Origin of the sequence: Klebsiella sp. BIGb0138 (assembly GCF_004342285.1) — a bacterium.
Taxonomy (GTDB): domain Bacteria; phylum Pseudomonadota; class Gammaproteobacteria; order Enterobacterales; family Enterobacteriaceae; genus Klebsiella.
In genome coordinates this window covers 11,995-31,772 of the sequence record NZ_SMCV01000012.1, presented here as the reverse complement: position 1 = coordinate 31,772, position 19,778 = coordinate 11,995, and the positions used below count along the sequence as shown (strand labels likewise).

At 50.5% G+C, this 19,778-nt stretch carries 28 protein-coding genes and 1 pseudogene; 14 read left to right on the top strand and 15 right to left on the bottom strand.

Going from position 1 to position 19,778, the window contains the following annotated elements; translation table 11 throughout:
- Positions 1 to 101 precede the first annotated feature (101 nt).
- From EDF73_RS22315 to EDF73_RS22245, 15 genes are all read right to left on the bottom strand, one after another.
- A complete protein-coding gene (locus EDF73_RS22315) occupies positions 102 to 335 on the bottom strand; it encodes a DinI family protein (RefSeq protein ID WP_104897251.1) in 234 nt (77 codons plus the stop codon).
- Between the two features lie 138 nt (positions 336 to 473).
- Positions 474 to 737: a DNA polymerase III subunit theta gene (locus EDF73_RS22310; RefSeq protein WP_132731235.1), complete on the bottom strand. Its 264-nt coding sequence runs from the start codon at positions 735 to 737 to the stop codon at positions 474 to 476.
- On the bottom strand, positions 734 to 916 hold the full coding sequence (locus tag EDF73_RS22305) for a hypothetical protein (protein ID WP_132731234.1): 183 nt from the start codon (positions 914 to 916) through the stop codon (positions 734 to 736). The genes EDF73_RS22310 and EDF73_RS22305 overlap by 4 nt, the downstream gene beginning before the upstream one ends.
- A 403-nt stretch (positions 917 to 1,319) precedes the next feature.
- Entirely contained in the window at positions 1,320 to 3,398 is a 2,079-nt protein-coding gene (locus tag EDF73_RS22300; protein ID WP_132731233.1) for a DNA cytosine methyltransferase, read from the bottom strand.
- Positions 3,395 to 3,652 carry a hypothetical protein gene (locus tag EDF73_RS22295; protein WP_132731232.1) on the bottom strand — a complete coding sequence of 86 codons (258 nt, stop codon included), beginning with the start codon at positions 3,650 to 3,652 and terminating at the stop codon, positions 3,395 to 3,397. The genes EDF73_RS22300 and EDF73_RS22295 overlap by 4 nt, the downstream gene beginning before the upstream one ends.
- On the bottom strand, positions 3,652 to 4,122 hold the full coding sequence (locus EDF73_RS22290) for a hypothetical protein (protein WP_132731231.1): 471 nt from the start codon (positions 4,120 to 4,122) through the stop codon (positions 3,652 to 3,654). Before EDF73_RS22290 ends, EDF73_RS22295 begins: the two co-directional genes overlap by 1 nt.
- Entirely contained in the window at positions 4,119 to 4,340 is a 222-nt protein-coding gene (locus EDF73_RS22285) for a hypothetical protein (RefSeq protein WP_064182630.1), read from the bottom strand. Before EDF73_RS22285 ends, EDF73_RS22290 begins: the two co-directional genes overlap by 4 nt.
- On the bottom strand, positions 4,337 to 4,630 hold the full coding sequence (locus EDF73_RS22280) for a hypothetical protein (protein ID WP_132731230.1): 294 nt from the start codon (positions 4,628 to 4,630) through the stop codon (positions 4,337 to 4,339). The genes EDF73_RS22285 and EDF73_RS22280 overlap by 4 nt, the downstream gene beginning before the upstream one ends.
- A complete protein-coding gene (locus tag EDF73_RS22275) occupies positions 4,627 to 5,412 on the bottom strand; it encodes a ParB/RepB/Spo0J family partition protein (RefSeq protein ID WP_132731229.1) in 786 nt (261 codons plus the stop codon). Before EDF73_RS22275 ends, EDF73_RS22280 begins: the two co-directional genes overlap by 4 nt.
- Positions 5,405 to 5,740: a DUF977 family protein gene (locus EDF73_RS22270; RefSeq protein ID WP_132731228.1), complete on the bottom strand. Its 336-nt coding sequence runs from the start codon at positions 5,738 to 5,740 to the stop codon at positions 5,405 to 5,407. The genes EDF73_RS22275 and EDF73_RS22270 overlap by 8 nt, the downstream gene beginning before the upstream one ends.
- A 7-nt stretch (positions 5,741 to 5,747) precedes the next feature.
- On the bottom strand, positions 5,748 to 6,494 hold the full coding sequence (locus EDF73_RS22265; RefSeq protein ID WP_132731227.1) for an ATP-binding protein: 747 nt from the start codon (positions 6,492 to 6,494) through the stop codon (positions 5,748 to 5,750).
- A 2-nt stretch (positions 6,495 to 6,496) separates the two neighbouring features.
- A complete protein-coding gene (locus EDF73_RS22260) occupies positions 6,497 to 7,411 on the bottom strand; it encodes a DNA-binding protein (RefSeq protein WP_132731226.1) in 915 nt (304 codons plus the stop codon).
- A gap of 14 nt (positions 7,412 to 7,425) precedes the next feature.
- Positions 7,426 to 7,614 carry a ClpX C4-type zinc finger protein gene (locus tag EDF73_RS22255; RefSeq protein WP_132731225.1) on the bottom strand — a complete coding sequence of 63 codons (189 nt, stop codon included), beginning with the start codon at positions 7,612 to 7,614 and terminating at the stop codon, positions 7,426 to 7,428.
- An 88-nt stretch (positions 7,615 to 7,702) separates the two neighbouring features.
- Complete coding sequence (locus tag EDF73_RS22250) at positions 7,703 to 8,239, bottom strand: toxin YdaT domain-containing protein (RefSeq protein WP_132731224.1); 537 nt, start codon at positions 8,237 to 8,239, stop codon at positions 7,703 to 7,705.
- A gap of 2 nt (positions 8,240 to 8,241) precedes the next feature.
- The gene (locus EDF73_RS22245) at positions 8,242 to 8,475 is read right to left on the bottom strand and encodes a YdaS family helix-turn-helix protein (RefSeq protein WP_046852408.1); all 234 of its coding nucleotides are present in this window, start codon (positions 8,473 to 8,475) and stop codon (positions 8,242 to 8,244) included.
- 103 nt (positions 8,476 to 8,578) lie between these two features.
- On the opposite strand from EDF73_RS22245, the gene EDF73_RS22240 reads away from it, so the two are divergent.
- The 14 genes and pseudogenes from EDF73_RS22240 (at position 8,579) to ttcA (ending at position 19,765) form a co-directional block, all read left to right on the top strand.
- A complete protein-coding gene (locus tag EDF73_RS22240; protein WP_132731223.1) occupies positions 8,579 to 8,974 on the top strand; it encodes a helix-turn-helix transcriptional regulator in 396 nt (131 codons plus the stop codon).
- A 170-nt stretch (positions 8,975 to 9,144) separates the two neighbouring features.
- Positions 9,145 to 9,993 carry a hypothetical protein gene (locus EDF73_RS22235; protein ID WP_132731222.1) on the top strand — a complete coding sequence of 283 codons (849 nt, stop codon included), beginning with the start codon at positions 9,145 to 9,147 and terminating at the stop codon, positions 9,991 to 9,993.
- Complete coding sequence (locus tag EDF73_RS22230) at positions 9,990 to 10,796, top strand: DUF3037 domain-containing protein (protein ID WP_110217910.1); 807 nt, start codon at positions 9,990 to 9,992, stop codon at positions 10,794 to 10,796. Before EDF73_RS22235 ends, EDF73_RS22230 begins: the two co-directional genes overlap by 4 nt.
- A gap of 656 nt (positions 10,797 to 11,452) precedes the next feature.
- Positions 11,453 to 11,644 carry a DUF1482 family protein gene (locus EDF73_RS22225; RefSeq protein ID WP_132731221.1) on the top strand — a complete coding sequence of 64 codons (192 nt, stop codon included), beginning with the start codon at positions 11,453 to 11,455 and terminating at the stop codon, positions 11,642 to 11,644.
- 8 nt (positions 11,645 to 11,652) lie between these two features.
- Positions 11,653 to 11,811: a YdaE family protein gene (locus EDF73_RS22220; protein WP_132731220.1), complete on the top strand. Its 159-nt coding sequence runs from the start codon at positions 11,653 to 11,655 to the stop codon at positions 11,809 to 11,811.
- 85 nt (positions 11,812 to 11,896) lie between these two features.
- Positions 11,897 to 12,184, top strand: a complete 288-nt coding sequence (locus tag EDF73_RS22215; RefSeq protein ID WP_132731219.1) for a DNA breaking-rejoining protein — start codon at positions 11,897 to 11,899, stop codon at positions 12,182 to 12,184.
- Positions 12,185 to 12,310: 126 nt separating this feature from the next.
- On the top strand, positions 12,311 to 15,304 hold the full coding sequence (locus EDF73_RS22210) for a RecE family exodeoxyribonuclease (protein ID WP_132731218.1): 2,994 nt from the start codon (positions 12,311 to 12,313) through the stop codon (positions 15,302 to 15,304).
- A gap of 11 nt (positions 15,305 to 15,315) precedes the next feature.
- The gene (locus tag EDF73_RS22205) at positions 15,316 to 16,404 is read left to right on the top strand and encodes a RecT family recombinase (RefSeq protein ID WP_132731217.1); all 1,089 of its coding nucleotides are present in this window, start codon (positions 15,316 to 15,318) and stop codon (positions 16,402 to 16,404) included.
- A gap of 34 nt (positions 16,405 to 16,438) precedes the next feature.
- Positions 16,439 to 16,678 (top strand): annotated as a pseudogene (locus EDF73_RS22200) (hypothetical protein); the annotation flags it as partial.
- 30 nt (positions 16,679 to 16,708) lie between these two features.
- Entirely contained in the window at positions 16,709 to 17,017 is a 309-nt protein-coding gene (locus tag EDF73_RS22195) for a hypothetical protein (RefSeq protein ID WP_132731216.1), read from the top strand.
- Between the two features lie 7 nt (positions 17,018 to 17,024).
- Positions 17,025 to 17,264: a DUF4060 family protein gene (locus tag EDF73_RS22190; RefSeq protein WP_132731215.1), complete on the top strand. Its 240-nt coding sequence runs from the start codon at positions 17,025 to 17,027 to the stop codon at positions 17,262 to 17,264.
- A gap of 64 nt (positions 17,265 to 17,328) precedes the next feature.
- Complete coding sequence (gene xisR / locus EDF73_RS22185) at positions 17,329 to 17,541, top strand: excisionase family protein (RefSeq protein ID WP_132731214.1); 213 nt, start codon at positions 17,329 to 17,331, stop codon at positions 17,539 to 17,541.
- Position 17,542: 1 nt separating this feature from the next.
- Positions 17,543 to 18,781, top strand: a complete 1,239-nt coding sequence (locus tag EDF73_RS22180; protein WP_132731213.1) for a site-specific integrase — start codon at positions 17,543 to 17,545, stop codon at positions 18,779 to 18,781.
- A gap of 48 nt (positions 18,782 to 18,829) precedes the next feature.
- The gene (gene ttcA / locus EDF73_RS22175; protein ID WP_132731212.1) at positions 18,830 to 19,765 is read left to right on the top strand and encodes a tRNA 2-thiocytidine(32) synthetase TtcA; all 936 of its coding nucleotides are present in this window, start codon (positions 18,830 to 18,832) and stop codon (positions 19,763 to 19,765) included.
- The last annotated feature ends 13 nt before the right edge of the window (positions 19,766 to 19,778 follow it).

The window sequence follows — 19,778 nt, the reverse complement described above, 5'->3', positions numbered from 1 at the left end:
CCTGAGCGACATACAGACGCAAAAATTAAGTCCGGCGACAGCATCAAAGGGACACGCTTACTGCGATACTTTGCAAAATGCCAGCCACCAAAAAAGGTGAATTAGTAAAACCAGTCGTCAGCGCTTTCCCACGTCTCCTGGAGGATCTCTTCGATAGTTTCTTTATCGCCGGCCATGCCACCGAACACACTGAGCCCATCAGCCCCTGTACGGCGGATCGTCAATTTGCAGTTGTCATATTTTTGATTTAATCGTCGCAGCAACTCAGCCTCTAAAGCAGGCTCAGCTCCATCAGGCAATTTTTTCTTACGGTCGATCGTGATTTCAACTTTCATAACTACCCCGCCACAATACTGTATAAATAAACAGTACACCGATGCCGGGATTTTATCAATATCTTAACAGCACAAAACGTTAATTTTTTATTAGCAGGCTAAATAAAAACCCGCCGTAGCGGGTTGATTTATCGTGATTTACTTTTTTTGGTTTTGCTCTGCCATCTCGATGTAACGCGGATCGGATGCCCGAGGCAACTGGATACTCTGCTCGCGGTAATATCGCACGCGCTCCATGAAATACTCGCGAAGGTGTTCTGGCTGTTCTCTTGCGATCATCTCAGCGACAACAGGCATGTTCATGCGCTCTTTGTACGCGACGCCGGAAGCCGCAAGGTCAACATTGACCTTGTCCTGTTCGTCTTTCGGTTTGGCTGCAATGTTCCATTTTGAATGTGTCAATCTGCTGTTCTCCCTCTTTTCTTCCGCGTGTCATAGGGCGACCTGTAGCCGTCAACAGAAGCGACCTCTTTCTCATCAAAGCGCCTTGCGTTGGCAATATCCGACTCAAGCCATCGTTTTTTATACCGCTTCCTTGATGCTTTGTATTTTTCGGCGGGAGTCATTTCTTCATTTGACATAAAAATCCCCTCTAATTTGGAGGGGATTATATAGTACTAGCGGGCTAGCTGCGTAGCTTTGTCAGATCGAGCTTGCCGGAATCTCCAGAATGCCAGCACAATAGCAAGTATTATTGCCGTACATATATGCAAGACAAACCAGATAACCCATGCAGGAAATAGATATAACATGCCCGGCGCATCCAGATCTTCTTGCCAGGCATAGTACCCCAGATAACTCCAAAGAAAAAATGTCGGGATTATCCATAACAGGTAGACCCACCATCTATAACTATTGAGAAAACGAAGAGTTTTTCCTAACATATCATCTCCTTGCCTCTATTCGAGCTTAATATGCGATTATAGGTGAACCTAAGATTCTACCGCTCCCCTTTGTAACCCCATCCTGAACGCAATTCAGACATTATGCAGCCTCCCTCGCCTGGCACATCTCCGGCAAATTAGCTCTCACCAACGCCTCAGCAAATGGCGGTGGGACGGCGTTACCACAGCGCGCTACCTGCTTATCCTTGGCGTACTTCACGCCTCGGTAGTCCCGGTCGATGATGTACCATTCAGGGAAGCCCTGCGCGCGATAGAGCTCATGCGGTTGCAGCATGCGCATCCCAATATCAACAATTCGGAACGTCACTCCGTCAATATCCACCAGCCCGGTGCAGTCTTCCCCGCAGTATTCCCGCAGAAATGCCAGCACCTGCTGAGCGCGCTCTTCGTCGTAGTCCTCGACCGCCAGTGTCGTTTTAACCTCTCCCACATGCTGGCCGCCGGCGGTGATGGTCGGCATAGGTTCGTCAGCGCGTTGGCCGTCACGGCAGGTTCCACGCAGCTTGACCAGGTGAGAAGCAACAACCGCGTGGTGATTGCCTGTCGTAACAGTATGCGCCGGGGACTCTACAGAACCGCCGGGATGGCCTGTGTTGTTTACCATAAGGTGTGCCGCTACGACCGCATGATGATCAACCGTCGTCACCGAGTGAGTTGGCTCATCCAGCCCCACGCCGGCGCCCTGATAATTCCCGCCGTAGTGTTTCACCAGGAACGCCCCGACAACGGCATGCTTTCCGCCTCCAGCAACGACAGTTCCCAGAGGCTTATCCAGTCCTGGCACGCGAGGTGCCTGGCCGGGCCGTTCTCCGTATCCCATTTGAATGAGCGTCGGCACAACCAGCTGTGATTTACCGCCGCCGCCCGCGGTGATTGTTGCGCTAGGCTCATCCGCCCGATGCCCTACGCTGGCGCCGAACTGACGTGCAATCACTGGCGCAACTAAACAGGCTCGCGATTGCTTCAGGATAGTGTGAGCGGGCTTATCCATAGGGCGCGGTTTTGCCTGGTACTCGCTGCCGCCATTGCCAGCCAGGAACGGAGCCAGAGCTGCCTCAACAATACCCAGTGCATGCCCATTACCACCCGGGCGTTTTGACGTGCCGGCGGTCACTGTCGGTACCGGTTCGGTGACTGGCTGCCCGGTGGCGCCGGTGCGGAATTTTGTCAGGTGCGGCACCGCCACCCCAAAGCCGTGGGTTTTGGTAATCGTCTGCAGCGGATCCGCCAGCGACTGCCCCCGGAAACAGTCATATTTTCCTTTGGTCGTTGTGTGGTTGCACTTCACGATGAACGGCGAAGCGCTGTCGATAACGAACCGCTGTATGCCGCGGGCAATGCGTTTGAGCGTGTTCTCTGCCAACGGCTTTTTACGGTCGAATATGCTCGGCGCGGGGATAGACCAGTCTATACATTCCGCAGCTGTTCGCCACGGTGACAGCTTGCCCGCCTGCACGTCGGCAGACTTCGGATCCCCATGGGTGGCTTCCGGCCAGACTATCGGTTTCCCGTCCCGGCGCATCACCATGAAGAACCGCTTACGGATGGTCGGCGCACCATAATCGCATGCGCGCAGTTCGCGATACTCAACGATATATCCCAGACCTTTTACCAACCGTGCTGCATCCTCGCTATCCAGCGAAATATTCAGAAATTCGCAGCATTCGGCCAGCGCCGGATGGTTCGCCGGGATCCCGGTTGTCAGCATGCCGACAAATGCCAGGAATGTTTCGCCGACGCGGTCTGGATCTGGGCGCATTTCTGCCGCCAGAAGCGGCCCCCAAGTTTTAAACTCTTCGACATTTTCCAGCATCATTACCCGCGGGCCAACATCAAGCGCCCAGCGGATAACGATCCACGCCAGCCCACGAATCGCCTTTTCTACCGGCTTGGCCCCTTTCGCCTTTGAAAAGTGACGGCAGTCTGGTGAAAACCATGCCAGCCCAACCCGGCGGCCGGCGGTCGCAACTTTCGGACGAACCGAATAAACCGACTCGCAGTAATGCAGCGTGTCGGGGTGATTAGTGGTGTGCATCGCGACAGCATTGGGATCGTGGTTTATAGCAATATCCACGCTGCGCCCTATCGCCAGCTCGATTCCCGTTGAGGCGCCGCCGCCGCCAGCAAAGTTATCAACGATGATTTCGCTCTCTCTCACGCGTATTTCTCCATGGCGCAGGCCAGCGAACGAGCCGCGGCGATAATTGACGGTACTGGCATTTTTTCCAGCCACATCCGGTTGATGTGGTGCTGCAGGCGGCGCTGGTGGTGTGCCGGGAGTTCCCCGGCGTTTTCTACTTCTGACAGGACCATCGCTACTTCAGCTGGCCATACAGTTTCAGGCACGTCCACCAGCAGTAGGCTTTCCAATTCCTGAATGCGTTTGCAGGCATATTCCAGTGAAGGCTCCACTACCTTACCTCCACTTCAATCCGGGCGATGGCCGCGTCGGCCTTCTGTACCTCAGGATGTTCGTCATAGTCAGGCAGATAGCGGCGAGCGACAGCGGACAGAGAAACCAGAGCCGCAAGCAGGTCGTCGCGTTGCCCAGCAACTTTCGCATTCTCAATCGCTGCATTCTCAAGCTGGGCTTTGTGTTTTTTGTACGCTTCAAAGGCATGCCAGGACTGGCCTCGGCGCACGCTGGCAGTGATATCCGCAACTTGTTCAGGCGTCAGCGTGGTCAGAGGCTGCACCGGGCAAATCAGCACCTGCCCGGCGTCCCAGTCGAAGCCAGCCTGAATAGACTCAACCTCGACGGAAGGTGTTGCTCCGATACCGCCTGGCGAATGGATGATGATCGTAATTGCAGGGTCACGGCGTTGCGTCAGTGGGTTAGACCAGATACGGGTCATCAGCTCAGAGAATTTAGAAAATTTCACACTGCACTCTCCTCAAACAGAACTTCGCCTTCAATCCCACCGACCTGATAAACGATCGAACCATCTTCCCGATATTCCATCGGTGCAGCGCTCCAGCCTTCCCCTTTGGGATCGTCATCGTCACCAACTTGAACAAAACCGCCAGTAACAATGCGGGCAGGGTACATTTCGCCCTCAGTCCAGTATCCCTCGGTGTCTTTTATGCATTTGATTTTCATGCCTGAACTCTCCCGTATCCCGGATATGTTTTTTCTCCAACAAATGCATCAAGGGCTGAAATGTCTTCAGGATTTTTGACGGCATATTCAACAGGTTGATCGTCATACGTTGTGCGGTTTTTCTGGACCTTCCAGCCGCCAGGCGTATAAGGGCAACGGCGGAACTTCACACCATCACCGCCAGTGACATACCAGACTTGAAAGAACCCTGTGCGCTGTCCGCTATAAGAGCCTCCCTGTTGTTTTTCAGCGCCTTCAGCGACGAAACGCCATTTACGTTGTTTGCTCATACAACCTCCCCGAGCACCCAGCGCAGTGCATCAGCGTATTCACCACTGGCAGCTTCAAGGGCTTTTGTGATTTCTTTGCGTGATTTGAGACGAGACTTAGTTTCGCCAAGCACGGCGCGCTGACGCTTGGCTTTTTCATGGCCGGTAGTCCCAGCGGTCGCAGATTCAATCTCTTTCACTTTTTCCCGCTGCTCTTCGGGTTTCAGTGATGCCAGCTGACGTGCCTGGGTAACGGTAACTGTGCCAGCCTCTACCGCTTCCCTGACGGCCTGAGTGGCATCGAGAAGGGAGAGCGTTGCTCGAACGGTCTGAACGCTGCAGCCAAACAACACCGCAATGTCGTCCTCATCGAGCCCGCGGTCGAGCGCGTCTGACATTTTTTTAGCCCGGCCAAGCGGTGTATCAGGTCGGCGAATTTCGTTTTCACTGACCATGTATTTAGCCATCTGATTTGCTGATCCGCGCTTAACGACTCCAGGTACAAGCAGTGGGTCTTTGCCTTCTTTCAGACGGAGTTTATTTGCCTCCAGGGTATGTTTAACGCGCTGACGGCCAACAACTACGCAGGTGAGCCCCAATTCGGGGTCTTTCCAGACGATGATCGGCTCCAGTACACCCAGCTCCGCAATGTTCAGTACCATCCCTTCCTCGATAGGCAGGTGTACACGCTCATCGTAAAGTGGGTGGGTCTTATCGGTGACCAGGTGCAGGTTTTCAGGCTCGAAATTGAGCACGTTTGTTTTGCCGCTGGCACCGTATACATCGATTGAATTCTTAGCCATGAATAGCCTCCTGAACATCTAAAACTCGCTGAAAAACAGGACTGCCAAGCAGGCTGTAATTCATCCCAACAGCAACTTTCGGCACCAGGCCAAAACGCTTCATGTCAAAGTCGATGATGGCGCGCTGATCGCGGAATAAGCCCAGCCGCCCGTGGCGAACTACTTCGCCGGTAGCTTCCGCATCGAGGAAGTATTTCTGGACAGTGCTGCGGCACAGGCCCAGTTTTTTCATTGCGTCGTTGGCTGTCAGACGCCCCTGATGTCTGGTGATCCTAATAACCGCACGGACGTACTCCCGACGCTCTGCAACTGATAATGCTCTGGCCATGGTTTCCTCACTTCACGATGCGCAAATGGCGCACATTTTTGCGGTAGCTATCCCAGTCAAAATTCACCCACATACCGCCATCCATCTGGAGACGGTCGAGGATCCGTACGCCGAGTGTTTCAGTGAGGGACTCGTAGTTCAGGTTTGTCAGGATCCCGACCGGGCGCATGGAGGACAATCGGCGGTCGATAACCTGGTTCAGGATGACCTTTTCGCCACTGCTGCCGCGCTGAATGCCCACTTCGTCCAGGATGAGCAAATCTACCCGGCAAAGGTCGTCCAGAAGCGAAGCCTCCGACTGCCCGTCGTCATAACACTCGCGAACACGCAGCATCAGGTCTGGGATTGTCACCACCAGCACAGAGTGACCACCAGCAAGAAGGTGATTACCGACTGCCGCCGCCAGATGATTTTTACCGGTACCCGGCGCGCCGCTGAACACGAAGCTGGCAAATCCAGATCCAAAGTTCTGCGCATAGCTTTTCGCCATTGAGAGCGCTCTGCGCTGCCCATCGCCTGCCACCTGATAATTTGCGAACGTACAGTTGCGGTGCAGATCCTGAATCCCAGCACGTCCGAATATTTTCTCAGCACGCGCCCGCTGGTTCTGCTTGTCCAGTTCCTCGCAACGTTTACGCCCTTCCTCGGCCTGCCAGGTTCGCCACTCATCGACGCTGCCGAATTTTGGCTGAACCCCTGCTGGAATAATTTTTTGCAGGCGGGCCATCACACCGCCGGTTCCAATATTTTTCATCGCTACCCCCTGAACCCATTAGGGATTGTCTTGCCAGGCTGGGACACTGTGTTCGGATCCCGTTTTCCAATTGGTGCTTCAAAGCTCCACTGCTCCTCGTAGTGCTTTGAGGGGCCAAAAAACGTGGATGCCTGTTTCACGTACTCGGTATTGAGTTTTCCGGCAGCAGCGACGTAACCCGCATATCGTCGAACGCCATCGGTAAGTTCCTGCACTGTTGCGCCTGATTTAATTCGGGCAGTCCAGGCTTTGAACGCGTCGGCCTTGCTATTGCCTCCGGCGCGTTTTGGGTATTCCCTCCAAGCCAGTTCAAATTCTTCCGAGTAACTGCTTTTAGGCTTTTCGGCTGGAACATCATCGGAAGATTCATCGTCTGGGGGAGTGGCGACGCCATGCCCCGAAATATGTTTATCTTTATCTTGTTCCTGATCCTGTTCCTGTTCCTGATCTTGGCTTCGTAGCCCCTTCGAAGCCCCTTCTGAAATTTGGTGCGTTTCACGCTTGATATTCAGATGAAAATCATTTTTATAACGCTCATAAAATGATGAAAGGAAAGAGTTTTCAGTAAGTGACGCATACTCGCTCCTGACCCCTGCGCAGCGGTTATCACCTGGTTTTAATGCCTTGCCTACCTGATAGGCGGCCATTTCATGCACCCAGACCATCTCTGTGTCCTCGTCATAGCTACAAAACCCCGCTTCTATGGAGCTTTTAAGCCCCTTCGAAGCCCCTTCTAAGCCCAATCCTGTTTCATGGGCGATATAGAGAATTGGCAGGTAATACAATCCGAGCATGTTTGCGTGTGGCGAGGTCATCAGATAGAACGAGACCACCTGCGCTTCAGCGCCTTTTTTCCGCAGTTCACGGCCGGTTTTCCCTAGCCAGAATTGCGGTGCGACTGTTGCATAGTCACGCATAGATACTCCTGAACTTATGACGTTGGCTTATCGGTCTTTTCGGCGTGTTTAAAAACCATATCGACGCACATAAAGACGCATTTCTGACAGATAGAGACTCCGGGTCCAGCTATTAGAACTCCCGCAACCTCGATGTTGGTCATCCCGCAGAAAGAACACCTGTGAGTTGGCTGGATGTTTACCTCAACATTGGTTCCTGACATACTTACCTCGCAATTACCTCTTCGTTTTTGCACCTGAGAGCCGTTGGTGTTACAGCACCGCGGCTTTCGTCTTTTTTGGCCTTACGCATTACATGCCCCCCAACATCGAAGTCACAATGGCCATCAGTGGCGCCGTCAACTCCGGATCAACCCGGAACATCTCAACAATTCCCTCACTGAGCTCTTTCAGTTTTTGATGGCGCGGAGCACCCATAGCAACAGCCACCTTTGCTTCGCTAGTTTCTTTCTCCAAACGAGCCAGACGAGACATAAAATTGTCTTCGGGTAGAAGGCGGTGACGGTATTCCAGAGGAAGAACGGCCATGATTGCGGGCGTCAGTTGGCGTGTATACTCGCGGTACTTTTCCGATTCGGCCGGGTTATCCAGATAGCGAAAGAGTTTCTGACGAGCACGGCTGAGGTCTTCAGGAAAATCGATGCCCTCGCCGCCCTGCTGGCGCCATTCTTCGATGATGTATGCGGAGACAACATCCTGTCCTGCGACCGATGCCCAGGCACGAACGGCAGAGCGAATATTGTCATGCTCAGCCACTCTCGGCTGATTTAGCTTTATCAGAGAGCCGGCGTTGAATCCGGTACTTTGTTGAAAAGAAAGAGTGTGCATGGTCAGCCTCCCAACTCTTGCGAAGACAAACCATCATTGGGATTCGGATAGAGATCCGGGCGAAGTTCGTGCGGGGTGACGCCTGTTGCGTGAAAAATCGGGAAAACCCGCCCTTGCGGCACAACACCGGCATGACGATGTTTCCAATGACTAACTGTCATTGACGAAACATCTAATTTTTCCGCCAGCTTTGTTGCGTCTCCGGCGATATGTATGGCTTTTTCAAGTGCGTTCATAAACCACTCCATTAAGGTTGCCCGTAAATTAAACATTATGTTTATTTTAATGTCAACTTTATGAATGTTGAGATGGTAAACATTTAGTTTAAAATCGTGATATATGAGAAAAAATACGCACCAAGCAGATAACCCGCAGGTACAGCGGCTTAACGAAATCATCGAGCAAAAGCGCATATCTAAAGCGGATATAGCGAGGATCTGCGGTGTGAGCTCGCAATCTGTTAACAACTGGTTTGTCCGGGGTGCGATAGGTAAAAGCTCCGCGATAAAACTCGCCGATGCGCTTGGGGTCAGCCTTGAGTGGGTTTTAGGTCAGGATGTGGATCCTAAAGACGGGTTAAGACCAGACGAACGTCGCCTACTGGAGCTCTACAACCAATTGCCGAACGAGGAAGAACAACAGAACATGTTGCGGGTCGTGTCACTACGCCTGAAAGAGCTCGACGAGCTGTACGCGAAGTACATGGGGCGGCGAATTAAGGGTGATTCGGAGTAACTACCCTAGTTAGGCTCTGCTCGACCACACATTTCGAAACCTAACAAACTAGCTCTCCCCTGCTTACGCACATGAAGCGTGGGGAGATAACTTGGCTATGCTCGCCATGAGAGACTGGAATAGAAAAAGCTAATAATATTATAAAGTTACTTTAATTTCATGAGGTTTATATGTCTTCTTTGTGGGGTAAAAAGCAGATGGCAGAAGAACAAGATCCAAACAATAGCGAACCAGACCCGGAACAAGGAAGTTTATTTGAATTAGAATTCAATGAATATACTCCGTCAAACTTGGGTACAGTGCATCTTTCTGGCTTTGCTATTGCCACTGATGAGATGGAGTATGCGGTTAAAAGCATGAAAGCCGCACCTCCTTTCCCTGTACAAAACCCCACTCAAGTACCAGCTGCAGAGTGGTTTTGCACAAATTTGGCTGAAAGATGTGGGATCGCAACACCTGTTTGTAAGGTTCTTAAGTGTATCGCTGATGGCGAGTATGTATTTGGCTCTCGTATTGAGTTTTCTGCATGGAAGTCAGGACTTAACGGCCCGCAATGGATCAATTTGCTGGCGAACGCCTCTGAGTCATTGAAAAAACAGCTATGGGCAATTTATGCTTTTGACCAATTCGTGTACAACATTGATCGCCATCTCAATAATTACCTTTACATGGAAAATACGCGCGGTCACATCATAGTAAAAACGTTCGATTTTAGCTTGAGCTCTTTTGTTATCGGTTGGCCACGTAGCACCCCGCACACACTTCCTACAGATTCAAGCACATCAACAAACTGGTCTATAGCTAAGCAATTTGTCGGCGATACACCAGAATTAAGAATGTGCGCATTGTCAGTACTTGACAAGATTGAGAAAATTGGAGTTGCTACCATCTCTGATATACTGGAATCTATGCCTGTCGCATGGATGCCACCAATGCATAAAGAATATTTTCTGAAATGGTGGGATAGTGAGGAAAGAATTGAGCGAATAAACGCTATAAGACTGGAGATAAACTCTTGAAAACTTTCAAATACAGCTTAATCAGAGTTACGCCGAATCTTGAGAAAGGTGAAACGATTAACGTTGGCTTGATCGTTTACCATGACTCCGACATAGACGTACGCATGCTTAATTCAGTTTCAAAGCTTAAAGCAATTGATAAAGGTCTTTCACAAAATTACTTGGAAGATCTTTCTAGCTCACTTTTTGATTTGTCACACAAAATAAACGACGTTGAACTTCTTCCGTGCCTTTTTAAGGGATCGTTATCATTATCTTCTTTTGGTATGTTTACCATTCAAAGTAATGATAATTACGAAACAAAAATTACTGATTTGATGAACAGATTAGTAAATCCACAGAAGCAATCTCACAAGCAACTGAAAAGAAAAGTTTTCTTTGAAATAAAGTCAACCTTCATGCAGCACGGAATCTTTAGCAAATACTCTGAAGACCTTTATCAGCACAAGATTGTTGCTAACTATCCTATAAGCGATGACGAAGGCTTAGTTGCCGATTTCTTGCTAAAGAATGGCAAATACCATCTCACTGAAACTTTAGATTTCCGTTCTGAAAATATTAAAAAACAAATGGGTGAGGCTGCTGTGAGTGCTTTAACAATCTCAAAAGCATGTGAAATTTACAAATATAATATCGACTCATTTGTTATTTATGCAGCTGAAACTACAGCACAAGAAAAAACCGCAAAACAGCAAATAAATCTTCTTGAAAAACATGCAGATAACCTTATAAATGCGTACAGTAAAGAAGATATGAATTTTTATTATGAAAAGATGTTAAACGCTGCGTCAATGCTTCAGTAATTTAGTTTATGAATCCAACCCGGCCACCGTGCCGGGTTTTTTTATGCCCTCTTCCCCATGACGTTCCCGACTTCCCATATGTTGTTCGACCAAGTGATCATCCACTACCAGATCCACCACAGAAGCTCCAACGCATTGAGTTTTAGCCCCGCCTTATCCTCATCGTAATCCATGTCCGCCCCTATCTGATGGTTTTATAGCCGCTCTCTGCTTTAAAAAGATGCAGCCAAGGTTTGTACGCCCCAAAAAATTAAACTTTTTGTTTATATTTAAAAGCTCATTTAGTTGACATGATAATAAACAAAGTGTTTAATTATCCTGTAACAACAAACCACCCAGGCAGGACGCCCACGAAGTAGCGGCCCGGCGCATACGAAGACCGGGATGAGGTGGATTTATCAACGCGCAGTAGGTTCAAACGTTCCGCTGGCCACGTAATGGCTGAGGTTGAAATGAGTAAGAACGGCATCAAAGCCCTGATCATTTCGGCATTTATCGGGCTCTTAATCTGGACTGTGCTAGTCATCGAACTATGGGGTTATTTCAATGATTGATTTCGCACGCAAACCCGCTCGTCAGCAGGCCGTCAGACTAGGCCCAGTGACCGCGTTCATCCGCCGGATGTGCTATCTGCTCGCACAGAAAGGCGACCCGTCATGAGTTCGCTGTTCGCCCTGGTGCTTTCCATCAGCATGACAGTTGGAGGTACGCAGGAAGTTTTACTTGGTGTGTATGAGAGTGAGAAGGCCTGTCAGAGCGCAGCAGCTGAGCAGGACGTAAAAGGTGAGTGTTACCCACTTAAAGGACTGCTGGAAGAGCACCCTGCCGGATTCACGGCGCAGATGTAGGAGGAGTAATGCAGAAGAAATGTGCGTACTGCCGCAAACCGATTGAGGAACGGGAAGAAGTAAAAATGACCATCCTCATCATTCACGGCGCGCAGCAGGTACGACGAGAAAGAACGTATTGCTCGAAACGTTGTGGCGATTATGACGCCATGGCTAACGAACCCTGATTAGAACGATTCAAATATTACCTTATGTCCTACGCCGTTTAACTGGCGGGGATACTTACAACCTAAATATATTCCGGGAGTAATTATGAACGTATTTCAAATTGAATTCGATTTAAGCCCACTGAATAAATCTATCGCTTTGTTTAAATGCCAAAAATCACTGTCTGGCGTTATCCATGTTTCTGATAAAAATGAAACAACGGTCATTCTCGATGGTGGTTATGTACTTGGTGAATTTCACTGCCAGATGTGTGCAATTAAAGCCATTTCATTATTGGCTGTAAAAATTGCTGATTACGAAAAAACAGGCTCTGGCAATTACCGGGATTACAAACGCGATTACAGCGAAAGGGTTTTCCAGACCTTCCATTAAGCGAAAGCCCACACAGGGTGGGCCTTCCGTCCGGTGGCACCGACCAAAGTTACACCGGACATCACCTGGTTGAAACCGAGGTGCCTCCAGGGCGCCTCCATTCTAACGATTAGAGGATTAGATGTCATGAGTGAAGTTAAACCGATTTTCCTGTATCGCAGGGCAAAAAAACAATCTAACCAACCCGAAGCGGTTTTGTGGTGCAGCGATGATTATGAAACGGCGAATGCCACGCTGGATTACTTGCTGATTAAAGCAGGTAAAAAACTGAAAGATTATTTCAAAGCCGTTGCGACAAACTTCCCGGTAGTTAATGAACTTCCTGAAGAAGGTGAGATTAGTTTTACCTTCTGTGATTATTATCGCCTGCGTGAAGATGGGATGACATGGGAGCAAATTCCAGAGGTAACGTTGCCGTCCGATAACATCAACGTTGAAGACGATTCTGGTACCTCTATCGTTGATGGTGTCGATATCACTACGGGTGAGATTTTGGATGAATACCCCGGCACTGACGGTATTGATATCACCGCGGACGATGATCAGAACACGCTCTACCCGGTGGTAAAGCTCCGTAAACCACAGCGCATCATCTCGCAGTTTCTCAGCGATACCCTGACGCACCATGTCTCCCAGGAGCAACGGATCCAAATCGGCACAATGGAGATGGATACCGACAACTACTACATCCAGAACCTGTTGCTGGCGGCGCAGAGCCTTCCTGAAATCGACAAACTCACCACGGCTAATCTGTGGAAACTTACAGATGCTGTGAAGAAAGTATTCCCTACCGATAAGCGCACTGAGCTCGGCGTGATGCTTAATTTCCTGAATTTATGGCTGGAGACCCCACATCTTGACCGCGGGATCCTGGTAAAAGAATGGGCTGCTGGCCATCGTATTACCTCAGTGCAGCGCACTGATACCGGCACAACTGCCGGAGGCGGTAACCAGACAGATCGTAATCCGGATTACACGCACACCCTCGATACGCTTGACGTTGAGATAGCCCTGGCAACCCTACCGATGGATTTTGATATCTATAATTTCCCGGTCTCAATCCATCGGCGCGCGAAAGAAATCGTCCAGAAAAAAGAAAGCCCATTCAAAGAATGGTCGGCGGCTCTGCGCAGCACAGCAGGCATCCTTGATTATTCCAGGGCAGCTATTTTTGCCCTTATTAGAGATGCTTCTATCGGCATAACTCCCTTCCAAGATCGTTTACGCGGTTACATCAACGCGAATTTAACAGAGCATAAACATGATGTTCCAAGCGCTGAAACGCTGAAGAAGGCAGGCCATATATCCTCTGCTACCGTCGCGCTGGAAGCGGTGAAAAAAGCAATGGACGGTGAAGCAGGCGAACCTAATCTGGAAAACCTTTCCACTGATTACCAGGTGGTTGGTGCCGAACTGGTGAAAGAAGCCAAAACCAAACAGCCTGAAGTTGCCAACCTTGGCGCCGGTGTGTTCTCGATTGAAGGCCTGATGGCCTCTCCTGCCCCAACAAGCCCTAAAGAAGAGGCTACCAGCAATGTGCAGATGGAAGCGGCTCAGCCGATCAAAGACGAAGTTGATAATGCGATATCAGCAGGCGAAAGCGCTGATGCAGCTGCTGCGCAAACAGATGCCGTAAATATGCGTGAAATTCTGGCCGAGCGTTGCCCCGACCTTACCGCGGCGGTGCTGAATGACCAGAAATTAAAACCTTCAGATGCTGAAGTTGTCGTTAGCACTTTACCCAGTGATGTAAACCAAAATGTCGATTCTGTAACCCGGAATGAGCCAGTTATCGCAGAAAGCGAGCCAGATGTTAAACCGGCATGGCCGGAATATTTCGAGCCGGGTCGTTATGAAGGCCTGCCGAACGAGGTTTATCACGCCGCCAACGGTATCAGCTCGACGATGGTGAAAGATGCCCGTGTATCGCTGATGTATTTCGACGCACGCCACGTTTCCAAAACCATTCAGAAAGTGCGCTCCCCGGTATTGGATATGGGCAACCTTGTGCATGCACTGGCGCTGCAGCCGGACGACATGGACAAAGAGTTCAGCGTCGAGCCCGAAATCCCTGAAGGTGCGTTCACCACCACCGCGACGATCCGCTCTTTTATCGATGAGTACAACACCACGCTGCCAGCACAACTGAGCAGTGACGATATCAAAGCATTGCTTGAGGCACATAACGCCACACTGCCCGCGCCTGTATCCCTGGGCGGCGACAAAGATGCAATTGGCATTGCGTACCTGGAATTACCTGACGAGTTCAAACGAATCGTTGGTGACGATAAAAACTTTACCGCGGCAGCAATGAAGGCCTGCATCAAAGAATACAACGCCACCCTGCCCGCGCCGGTTAAAACCAGCGGCAGCCGTGATGCGCTGCTTGAACAGTTGGCAATCATCAACCCTGATCTCGTTGCACAGGAAGTCCAGAAGCCTCAGCCACTGAAAGTTTCCGGTACCAAAACGGACCTTATTCAGGTTGTGAAATCGGTTAGGCCGGATGCCGTGTTTGCTGACGAACTGCTGGATGCATGGCGCGAGAACCCGGAAGGAGAAGTGCTGGTCACCCGTCAACAGTTGGCTACGGCGTTAGCCATTCAGAAAGCACTGTTGAAACACCCTACCGCCGGTAAGTTGCTCCAGCACCCGAGCCGGGCCGTCGAGGTGAGCTATTTCGGTATTGATGAAGAAACTGGTCTGGAAATTCGCGTGCGCCCAGACCTTGAGATCGATATGGGCGGCCTGCGCATCGGCGCTGACCTGAAGACAATCAGCATGTGGAACGTCAAACAGGAAGGCCTGCGCGCGAAGCTGCACCGGGAAATCATCGAGCGCGATTATCACCTGAGCGCGGCAATGTACTGCGAGACCGCAGCCCTCGATCAGTTCTTCTGGATTTTCGTCAACAAAGACGAGAACTACCACTGGATCGCCATTATCGAGGCATCCGAAGAACTGCTGGAACTGGGCATGCTGGAATACCGCAAAGCGATGCGCGCCATAGCGCACGGTTTCGATACCGGCGAATGGCCAGCGCCGATCACTGAAGACTACGCCGAAGAACTTAACGATTTTGATGTGCGCCGTCTCGAAGCGCTGCGCGTACAGGCATAAGGGGAATAACAATGTCCAATTTAGTCGCAACTACTGAAAACCAGACCCAGAAGATCGACAACGTTTCTATTCTGACGAACGGTGAATTGTTCAACCGCCTGCGCACGCTTTCTGAAGTAATGGCCAACAGTGGAAATTTCGTCCCTGAGCATTACCGCGGTAAACCAGATGCGTGCATGGCTGTAGTGATGCAGGCAGCGCGCTGGGGTATGGATCCGTTTGCAGTGGCACAGAAAACCTTCATCGTGGGTAACTCAGGTGTGCTTGGTTATGAGGCACAACTGGTGAATGCGGTAATTAACACCATGGCCCCAACCAAAGACCGGATCCATTTTGAATGGTTTGGTGCATGGGAAAATATCGTTGGGCGCTTCGTGGAGAAGACAAGCAGCCAGAACAAGAAATACATCGCTCCAGGCTGGGATTTGAAAGATGAAGCTGGCGTGGGCGTCCGCGCCTGGGCAACGCTCAAAGGAGAATCAGAACCTCGCGAGCTGGTCCTGATGCTTTCACAGGCACAGGTACGCAACTCAACGCTGTGGGCAACCGATCCGCGTCAGCAGCTGGCCTATCTTGCCGTTAAACGTTGGGCGCGGTTGTACTGCCCAGATGTGATCCTCGGTGTCTATACCCCCGATGAAATTGATGAGCGTGAGGAGAAGGTGATCAACCCCTCGTCTGTTGAAAGGGTCACCATTGATGAGATTGCCAGCAGTGCGGGAACATCAGCCAGTGCACAGGAATCAACCAAAAACATCGATCAGTTAGCCGACGATTTGCGTGACCGCATTGAAAAAGCTGTGACAGTCGACCAGGCAAGCGCAATCCGTGGCGACATCGAAACCCAAAAACCCACACTTGGTACCGCGCTATACACGGAACTGAAAAATAAAGCCGTTCGTCAATATCACCTGGCTGATCACCGTAACCGGGTGGAAGCGGCTATCAATTCACTGCCAAGTCCTGGCGATCCGGAAGCCGCAGAATTGTTTGCTAAAGCCGAAGGTGTTCTCAATACCGCCAAACGTTACCTGGGCGATGAACTGTACGACCAGTTCCGCATCACCCTGGACGACATGAAACCGGAATACGTGAGCTAAGGGAGGCGGGAGGGTTCGCCCTCCCGGTAATGCTATGAGCAAATCATTAAATGCACGTTGTATCCGCCGCTGGGAAGTTGAATTCAAAGGTCGCTGCGATTCGAAATATAGCCCGTACTGGCGCAAGCGTGACCTGCGCGGGTATATCCGGGAAGCGGCTCTGACCACGGCCGCCAGCATGGTTGAAAACATGGCCTACAACAACGCAATGCATGATTTTTTCGCTGATGTAGGTGATAGGCATGACTGGTCTCCAGAGTTCTCAGCATGGTACGACGCGTATGCGACGTAAAGGCGGTGCAGCATGAGCCTTAAACACCGTTTACCTGAACTCGAGGCCAGCATTGACCCGGTCGCATTGCGCGCTGCCGCCGACGAATATTCGGATCTGCTTCTGACTTTGTGCTTGTGCATGAAGATGGCCGGCCCCACTCGGGCGAATGTGCGCGCTTGCGCCACTGAGCTGAAAAAACGTCTGACTTCCTGGCATAGCCAGAAAGAGCTCAACGCCATTCTTTCCAGTTGGGATCCGGTTGGCTATGTGCTGGGACTCCGTCGTGAAGCGAATGATAACGCACGCGCCGCCGGTGACCCTGTCGACGTTTTTGTGTGAGGTGAGCATGAGACTGATAAACCGAAGCATGCAATCCCCTCTCGGCCGCCAGGCATGCGATGCGGCGCTGGCTAAGCATGTTGAGCTCTACGGCGAGTACGGTCGTCAGAAAACGAAGCGGACCTATACGGTCGTCGTACAGGGTTCGAAAATTACGGTAGAGGTAGTGAACCGGCGATGCAGTTACGTGGCGACGGCTATGAACTGCGCCCGGCGGCTCCGTCATTTACCTGGTCAGGTTTCCTGATATCGAATTATCACCCCCCTGCGGTGAGCATGCTTATACTCGGCATGTCGCCAGAGAGGCTTATATGGCGCAGATCATTTTTAATGAAGAGTGGATGGTTGAAAAGGCTCTGATGGCGCGAACTGGCCTTAGAGTCCGGCAGATTGAACGTTACCGTCAAGGAGCCTGGATAGAGGGTGTTCACTTCAAAAGAGTTTCCCCTTCTGGAGAAAAAACTTTGCGCGGGACCACCTGGTACAACTATCCGGAAATAAATAAATTTATCCGGGATTCGTAAAATGGCAACACTTCCTACAGGCGTAGAGATTCGTGGTAACAGAATATGCGTCTGGTTTATGTATAAAGGTAAGCGCTGCCGCGAGGTGTTAAAGGGGTGGATTGTAAGCCCCGCCAATATTAAAAAAGCTGGTAATTTAAGAGCGGTAATTACCAGCGAAATAAGCATGGGAGAGTTTGATTACGGTCGTCGATTCCCGTCATCCAAAAAGGCGGCAGCGATAAACACTACTCTACAGGTGAGCACATTTTTTGAACTGTGCGAACTATGGCTAAAACTTAAAGAAACTGAAATCAGCGCCAATACCTTAAAGAAAACAAAATCCCAGGTTGATACGCTAATAAAAATTATGAACGGAAATACTATGCTTAACGTTATAGGATACAGCGACATACTTAATTGTAGAAATGAATTACTCACTGGAGAAACTTTTTATTCAAAAAACAAACGTAAAAATAAAAATGGCAGAACGGTTTCAACTGTCAATAATTATGTTTCTTTGCTGTGTTCTATTTTGAGTTTTGCGTATATATCCGGTTTTATCCAGCATAAACCGTTTGAGGGCGTAAAAAGCCTGCGCAAAACCAGGGTTAAGCCGGATCCACTCACAAGAGAAGAGTTTGCAACCCTCATGGCCAGTGAACGTGGTCAAAGCCAGAATATGTGGAAATTCGCCGTCTATTCTGGTGTGCGGCATGGTGAGCTGGCGGCACTGGCATGGGAGGATGTCGATCTGGATAAGGGCGTGATACACGTTAGACGGAATCTGACAGCGAACGGCATGTTCGGCCCACCAAAAACAGCAGCAGGAAACCGGACGATTCAACTGCTCGGCCCTGCGCTGGACGCGCTGAAAGCGCAGCATGAACTGACGGCTGGTCATCCGGTATCCACTATTACGTTTCACCACAGGGAATATGGTTCAAGCGAGGAACAGGAATTGCGATTCGTTTTCATGCCGCGGAGAAGGAAAGGCGAGCAAAAACCCTGCTACTCGCACAGTAGCATAGGCAGCAGATGGGAAGCTGCAGTAAAACGCGCTGGCATTCGCCGCAGGAATCCGTACCATACGCGGCATACTTTTGCCTGCTGGCTCCTGACGGCTGGCGCAAACCCGTCTTTTATAGCCAATCAGATGGGGCATGAAAACGCGCAAATGGTGTACGACGTTTATAGTACATGGATAGAAGAGATGAACGGCGACCAGGTTTCTATGTTGAACTCCCGGCTTGGGCTTTAAAACATTTTGCCCCCTATATGCCCCTTTAAGATTTAGAGAATGTTAATAATGCAAGAAAATCAAGAGCTTACTAAAAAAGAGAAATATAACCTCGATAAATTGCAAAAACGCCTGCGTCGTAACGTCGGAGAAGCAATTGCCGACTTCAACATGATTGAAGAAGGCGACCGGATTATGGTTTGCCTTTCCGGCGGTAAAGACAGCTACACCATGCTGGAAATCCTGCGCAATCTGCAGAAAAGCGCGCCGATTTCGTTCTCGCTGGTGGCGGTTAACCTCGACCAGAAACAGCCGGGTTTTCCTGAGCACATTCTGCCGGAATATCTGCAGCAGCTCGGCGTCGAGTATAAAATTGTCGAAGAAAATACCTACGGTATTGTGAAAGAGAAGATCCCAGAAGGCAAAACCACCTGCTCACTCTGCTCACGTCTGCGCCGCGGCATCCTCTATCGCACCGCGAGCGAGTTAGGGGCAACCAAAATTGCTCTCGGCCACCACCGTGACGACATTTTACAAACGCTGTTCCTGAACATGTTCTACGGCGGAAAAATGAAAGGCATGCCGCCGAAACTGATGAGCGATGACGGCAAGCATATCGTGATTCGTCCGCTGGCCTACTGCCGTGAAAAAGACATCGAGCGCTTTTCGCAGGCCAAAGGTTTCCCGATCATTCCATGCAACCTCTGCGGTTCACAGCCTAACCTGCAACGCCAGGTGATTGCCGACATGCTGCGCGACTGGGATAAACGTTACCCCGGCCGCATCGAAACCATGTTCAGCGCCATGCAGAACGTGGTGCCATCCCATCTTAGCGACGTTAATCTGTTCGACTTTAAAGGCATTAACCACCACTCTGAAGTGGTTGACGGTGGCGATCTGGCATTTGACCGTGAAGAGATCCCGCTACAGCCTGCGGGCTGGCAGCCGGAAGATGAGAGCACACCGCTGGATGAACTGCGCCTGAACGTGGTGGAAGTGAAGTAAACCCCCGGCGTCC